The organism is Borrelia turicatae 91E135 (assembly GCF_000012085.2).
GTDB lineage: Bacteria > Spirochaetota > Spirochaetia > Borreliales > Borreliaceae > Borrelia > Borrelia turicatae.
In genome coordinates this window covers 24,680-30,716 of the sequence record NZ_CP019362.1, presented here as the reverse complement: position 1 = coordinate 30,716, position 6,037 = coordinate 24,680, and the positions used below count along the sequence as shown (strand labels likewise).

The 6,037-nt window shown below is 29.1% G+C and carries 8 protein-coding genes; 2 read left to right on the top strand and 6 right to left on the bottom strand.

Annotated features, from left to right (window positions below):
* Positions 1–60: 60 nt before the first annotated feature.
* The 3 genes from bdr to BT0_RS04530 are packed head-to-tail and all read right to left on the bottom strand — an operon-like array spanning position 61 to position 2,824.
* A complete protein-coding gene (gene bdr, locus BT0_RS05935; protein ID WP_088895092.1) occupies positions 61–516 on the bottom strand; it encodes a Bdr family repetitive protein in 456 nt (151 codons plus the stop codon).
* A 41-nt stretch (positions 517–557) separates the two neighbouring features.
* Entirely contained in the window at positions 558–1,910 is a 1,353-nt protein-coding gene (locus BT0_RS04535) for a PBSX family phage terminase large subunit (protein WP_088895091.1), read from the bottom strand.
* Positions 1,911–1,921: 11 nt separating this feature from the next.
* The gene (locus BT0_RS04530; protein WP_145954703.1) at positions 1,922–2,824 is read right to left on the bottom strand and encodes a DUF603 domain-containing protein; all 903 of its coding nucleotides are present in this window, start codon (positions 2,822–2,824) and stop codon (positions 1,922–1,924) included.
* A 166-nt stretch (positions 2,825–2,990) separates the two neighbouring features.
* Here BT0_RS04530 and BT0_RS04525 point away from each other — a divergent pair, with 166 nt between their 5' ends.
* Complete coding sequence (locus BT0_RS04525) at positions 2,991–3,413, top strand: Mlp family lipoprotein (protein WP_088895089.1); 423 nt, start codon at positions 2,991–2,993, stop codon at positions 3,411–3,413.
* Between the two features lie 472 nt (positions 3,414–3,885).
* Positions 3,886–4,644 carry a tyrosine-type recombinase/integrase gene (locus tag BT0_RS04520; protein WP_088895088.1) on the top strand — a complete coding sequence of 253 codons (759 nt, stop codon included), beginning with the start codon at positions 3,886–3,888 and terminating at the stop codon, positions 4,642–4,644.
* A 367-nt stretch (positions 4,645–5,011) separates the two neighbouring features.
* Here BT0_RS04520 and BT0_RS04515 read toward each other — a convergent pair whose 3' ends face one another.
* The 3 genes from BT0_RS04515 to BT0_RS04505 are packed head-to-tail and all read right to left on the bottom strand — an operon-like array spanning position 5,012 to position 6,025.
* Positions 5,012–5,251: a DNA adenine methylase gene (locus tag BT0_RS04515; RefSeq protein WP_161491413.1), complete on the bottom strand. Its 240-nt coding sequence runs from the start codon at positions 5,249–5,251 to the stop codon at positions 5,012–5,014.
* Positions 5,248–5,664 carry a DUF261 family protein gene (locus BT0_RS04510; RefSeq protein ID WP_088895086.1) on the bottom strand — a complete coding sequence of 139 codons (417 nt, stop codon included), beginning with the start codon at positions 5,662–5,664 and terminating at the stop codon, positions 5,248–5,250. Before BT0_RS04510 ends, BT0_RS04515 begins: the two co-directional genes overlap by 4 nt.
* Positions 5,665–5,683: 19 nt before the next feature.
* Positions 5,684–6,025, bottom strand: a complete 342-nt coding sequence (locus BT0_RS04505; protein ID WP_088895085.1) for a hypothetical protein — start codon at positions 6,023–6,025, stop codon at positions 5,684–5,686.
* Between the last annotated feature and the right edge of the window lie 12 nt (positions 6,026–6,037).

Here is a 6,037-nt window from a genome sequence, read left to right as displayed (position 1 = left end):
TTGTAAAAAAAATAATTGACAGAAGGTCAATTAAATAAGGAAGGCTTTAGGTAAATAAATTTACTTTACTAATAATGATATTAATGCTAAGAATATTCCTATATTAAGTGTAATAAGAGTGCCAAACATCCAACCATGTAGTCTAAGCTTGTTATCAAGTTTATTGAATTTGGTATCAAATTTATTGTCCAAGTCTTTAATATCAGATTTTAATTCACTTTTAACATTATCAATCTTATTATCAAGTTCATTGAATTTAGTATCGAATTTATTATCCAGGTCTTTAATATCGGATTTTAATGTTGTCTCAACCCTTTGAATCTCAGCTTGTAAAAGAGCTTCAACTTTTTCAAGCTTAAGGTTAAAAGTAGTCTCTAAATACTCAATATCCTTGTAAGTCAGTTCATTTTTATAATATCTGTAAGAGAGATCAATAGCAATATCTCTATTTATCCCAGCCTTGGTAAGTTCTGATATAACCATTTGTTGAGTAATAACTGGTTGAGCAAGTCCCATAAAAACACTCCTTATATAATTATTATATAATATTTTAAGTGTTATAGGAACCTTATTTTAGTAAAATGTGCTTTAAGATTACGCACTCCCAAAGTCAATAACATATATGATGCTGACAAGCTATCTAATGAATCATCATCACTCTTACCATCTCCTTTGTACTTATAAATATCAGATATAGCTGATTTACTTGAATAATCCATAATACTAAGTTTAGATGTTGCAAATGGCTCTATTAACGTAGCAATTCTAGTAAATTTATTACTTATAGGTTTAATAGGAGCAATCCTAAACTTATGACTCATACCCGCTCTAAGATTAAGAAAGATTTTAGTCACATTTCCATGCCCAGCAATGTCATCCCTATCTTCAACATATAGTGTATGCACATTTAGATTTGTAAGTATAGTTTTAATTGTATTTAACACTCTAAGATCACCTGCTGGTAACTTTTCTTGAAATATAAATGCATAATAACTTTGATCTACTCGCTCTAACACACAAATAGCTGTATTATCTCCTCCAATACTGTATGCAGGATCTAAATATGCTATTGGGGAGATAAATTCATGGTTACTTGTAAGATTAATATTAGTAAATATCGCATCACAGGATGCAACCCATTCTCCAAGTAGTACCCTTGCTTTATATGTTGGCATGTCTTTATAAATTTTTTCTTGGGTTTTAATAAATTCTCTAGAAATTAATTCATTATCATATGTTGTAAAGTTATATGTAGAGTAAATTTCTGTATTATCAATATAATCCGTTTTAAAGAAATGCTCCGGACTGTCAGGATTGGTATCAAATATAATGGTTTGCATACCTACTCTAAGCCTTTTTAAACATTCTATTAATGTTTCTTTATGCAGTGTAGTTGCTTCATTAACGTAAATAAGCGCCGAATTAGAGCCTCTAAACCTCTCAAAATCACTTGCCCTATCACCACCATACAAATTAACTCTTAGTGAGTCTATTTCAAAATATGATGTATTAGAAAATTTTGGCCTAAAGGGTATCTTAAGCATACTAGCAATATCTTCTAACTCACTCATAACATTAACCTCTAATGATTTTTGTGAATTTCCTATTATAAAATTATTAGTATTTTTTTTATACACATTCCTATTTGTAAGCAGTATTTTTAAGAATAGATAACATGCTAGAAATGTTTTACCGCTAGCAATCCCACCTGAGAAGATAATTTTACTTTGATTATTCTTCTCGATATTACGTATTACTTTAAGTTGTTTTGAAGTTAAATATTTACTTTCAAACCCTTTAAAATCAACCTCCAATGCTTTAGGCTTAATAAAATCCATTATATCAATACCAAAATCACGCTTGTACTCTCGCTGCATTTCTTTAAATATAGGCAGTTTATATATATCCATTACCATATCCTTTAAATTTGTAATTTAGAGCGCACATCTGTATCAGTAGCTTTAAGCTTTAGCATTGTCTTGTAATATAGTGACATTTTCTTAAGTTCGAGATCCCTTTTAAGCTCATCGAGTTTAAGTTTTAACTCTTCAAGCTCACGACTCTCTTCTTCTGAATGTGCAACTTTTTTACTTAAAGTCTTCTTGTAAAGATTGCTAATTTGGGACTCTAATTCTTCTATTTTGTAATTATGTGTTTTAAGTTCCAACTCTAAATAACGACTAAATGAATTTATAAACTCAAGTCCCAACATACTTTTAGCCATACTAAACTGACTTTTAAGATCACGTGCTTGAGCCCTACTTTGTGATGCATGAAATAATATATTATTTAAAGTATCTTCACAAATAGTGAGCTTAGCAGCACCATTAATATACTCAGGGTCATCCTTAATCTCTTCCCATTTGCGTCTCATCTTTCCTACATTAACACGACTTACTCCAAGCTCTTTTGCAATCCTAGCATCATTAAGCCTGCCTTCTCTAAAATACACAACATAATCATCTAATTCTTCTATTTTGTAATTATGTGTTTTAAGTTCCAACTCTAAATAACGACTAAATGAATTTATAAACTCAAGTCCCAACATACTTTTAGCCATACTAAACTGACTTTTAAGATCACGTGCTTGAGCCCTACTTTGTGATGCATGAAATAATATATTATTTAAAGTATCTTCACAAATAGTGAGCTTAGCAGCACCATTAATATACTCAGGGTCATCCTTAATCTCTTCCCATTTGCGTCTCATCTTTCCTACATTAACACGACTTACTCCAAGCTCTTTTGCAATCCTAGCATCATTAAGCCTGCCTTCTCTAAAATACACAACATAATCATCTAATGATTTCTTTATCCTACTCATATCATTTAACATAAGTTAACTAATAGGTTAACAAAAATATATTTAACATAAAATTTATAACAAAACAATAAACTTTACAAAAACAATTAATACTTATAAGTACATGTACATTAAAGATATGTAAATAGAGATATATTTTTAAAATCAAAAAGATAAGGGGATTTATATGAATAAAATTAATTTTATTTTGGTGTTGGCACTACTAATTAGTAGTTGTGAATATGAGCATGGTAATGCTAAACCTAAGAGTAGAGTTAAAAGAAACTTAGAAGAACAAGAAGAAGTACAAAAAACACCTGAAGACCTATTAAGAGAAAAATTAAATGATACTGAAAAATCAAATCTGGATTTCTTAAAAGAGGCTCTAGGGAGTGAAAGTGATTTCAACAAGTTTTTAAATCATGATGAATCTAAGATTAAATCTGTACTTGAACATATACATACTGAGCTTGAAAAATGCAAAGGTGATAATGCTAGCCAGCAAAAAAACACTTTTAAAACAGTCTTACAAGGTTCATTTCAAAGTAATAGTAATAACTTAGAAACATTTAAAGAACAAGCATCAAGCACTTGTGGATCCGGTGGTTAAATGAAACTCTAATAATCAAAGATGAAAGTTAAGAAATAGAGATTTAAGAAAAGTAGATTTAAAAGAAAAAGGCAACAAATATTCTAGATAAAAAAGTGTGAAAAAGAATAAATTAAACTCGTTATAAAAATGGTAAGGGAAACTATAAAAGTAAACTTTAAGTTAACAGAAAGAGAGAATTTAAATTTTGTACTAAATAACCTATCATTGCAAAGTTGAAAGCTACTAAATAGGCAAATAAAGGATACGGGAAGTAAAATTTTAAGTATTTGTTAAAGATAACCCAAAGTATACTAGATATTTTGTGCTGCTTCTCCTTAAAATAACTTTTCTCTAAATTACAAGTATTCTACACACCAGATTTCCCATACAATGGAGACCTTTAAAAATTGACTCTACGTGTAAGTATTTGCTAATATTTTTATAACTAATTTTATCTATTTTTAAACTATTTAGTTAACTTTAAAATTATATGAAAGAGACACATTTAATTAACTGCAATCTTAACTTAAAAATTAAAGAATTAGAGCTGCAAAATGAACGCTTAAGTGAAGAATTAACTCTACTTAAAAGCAATAGCAAAACTAAAAATACTAAAAAATTATCCCCTCCTGTAAGATTTTATCTAAATGACAGGACAATTAAACTAGTAAAACGTTCTATAGAGAGACTTAAAGAACAAGACCCAATCTCTGGATGGTTTGTACATTTACTCTCAATTACTGGTTGTAGGGGTGTTGAAATGCAAAATGTAAAACTTACTGATATATATAAAGAGACAAGCAGTAATGGTGAAGTATTTTATTCTATTCGTGTTAATGTAGCTAAAAAGCGTAGCAATATCTGTATAAGAGAAGTAGTTATTAGTAAGCTTGAATTTGATTCTATTATGAGGGCACATCAAGAATATTTCAACTCTAGAGATAAAGACAGTAGGCGTACTTATCTATTTCAAAAAAGTAAACTTAAATTCCGTGACAACAAAATTAACATAACTGAAATTTCAAAACAGTTTAAGGAATTACTAATTAAGGGAGGATTTAAACATCGCAAATCTCTACATATACTCCGTAATATATTTATAGCATCACTTAAAGCTAAAGGATATAATTCATTTGAAATTAAAGAGCTTATGAAATACTCATCTACTTCGGAGATTGATAATGTTTATGGACTCTCAAGTGCAAGTAAAATACAGGCTTACAAAGATATCAAAACTAGCTTGAAATAACTCATATTTTTTGCTAATATTTTTAAGGTACTTTGGTACTACTTCCCCACTTCAAAAATTTTTACCAACTTCAAAGTAAATACCTAAAGATAAAATTAGGTATTTATTTACAAAAAAATTATTTGTTAAGCCTTTGTTTTTGATAATTCTTTAGTTTATAATATATATATTCTTTAAACTAAAATTTCATTATGCAAGGAAAAAAGACTCTAAACTTTTCTAGGGTCTTTTTTCCATATACAAATTTACGCTTGCATTTTAAACATTTCTGTTCAAGTATAACTAGTATTACGGAAGTCCATACTTGACTTATTAGTTTTGTATGAAGTAGCTAGTATCTCATGTTTAGTTTTCTTAAAAATATTAGCTATATAATCACGTCTCTTACACGCTTGTAGAGCAACTCAGGGTCTTGTCTTAAGATATAAAAAAACTTATATATAAATTTAGAATTATCATTGAGTATATTATAATGGGCTAATGGCTTTGCAAAAAATACAGCTCCAGTACCAAAAAATCCTTCAATATACTGGGTATGTCTAGGAAAAAGACTTATAATATTAGCACTATAAAGGTATTTACTTCCTTCTAACTTTAGTAGTTTCAATATTTCTTAAATATTCTCCTTGATGTAATCTCATATTCAACGCCCCGCTCCTTAAGTGTAAGTGAATCATAAAGCACAGATGTCGCATTAGTTGCTATAAAATGATATCCTGGTGTATTTTTGATTTTAACTTCACTTATCTCAAATTCTCCATCTAAACATCTGTAAGCAGGACCTTCCCACCTTACACTTGTACTAATATCAAACCGTCTTAGCACAGCGCATGGATTTAAAATATAACAATTACTTCTTATATATCCTAACTTAACAAACTTGTGATAATTCTTATTTATATCATTAACACTAAACTGCAAATTTTTAAAACTTTCTATGTAATAATGAAGAGATAAAAAGTAACATCCCCACTGACGTACTGCTGAAATTAAATTTGGATTATTTTGTGTTATTTTCATCCTTAACCTTTAACCTCCATTAAATATTTAAGTCTGGATCCTCAAGAAGACACTCTATACTACTATCAAAAAAGCTTAAAATTTGATCTAAAAATATAGAAATACTAAAGAAACTAGCTACAAATATGCTTCTCTTGTTAATCCTAAGTATCCCATATCTTGAAGCAAAGTCAGGACTCTTTTTGCAAATGCTTAAAAACACATCTAAACATAACTTAGCATTCCCAATAGTAAGCCCTTCTCTACAAAGTCTTAAAAATAAAGGCTCTCCTTGTCTGTCTTTTCTACAAAGTAGAACATCTTCAAAATCATATTTAGCTTCAATCATCTTTGATATAATGTCTCTTTTTGATACTACCACCCCTAACCCCCT

Excerpts from the sequence above, each read along its gene's own strand:
- bdr (WP_088895092.1), bottom strand. The coding sequence starts at position 516 with ATGGGACTTGCTCAACCAGTTATTACTCAACAAATGGTTATATCAGAA.
- BT0_RS04535 (WP_088895091.1), bottom strand. The coding sequence starts at position 1,910 with ATGGATATATATAAACTGCCTATATTTAAAGAAATGCAGCGAGAGTAC.
- BT0_RS04530 (WP_145954703.1), bottom strand. The coding sequence starts at position 2,824 with ATGAGTAGGATAAAGAAATCATTAGATGATTATGTTGTGTATTTTAGA.
- BT0_RS04525 (WP_088895089.1), top strand. The coding sequence starts at position 2,991 with ATGAATAAAATTAATTTTATTTTGGTGTTGGCACTACTAATTAGTAGT.
- BT0_RS04510 (WP_088895086.1), bottom strand. The coding sequence starts at position 5,664 with ATGAAAATAACACAAAATAATCCAAATTTAATTTCAGCAGTACGTCAG.
- BT0_RS04520 (WP_088895088.1), top strand. The coding sequence starts at position 3,886 with ATGAAAGAGACACATTTAATTAACTGCAATCTTAACTTAAAAATTAAA.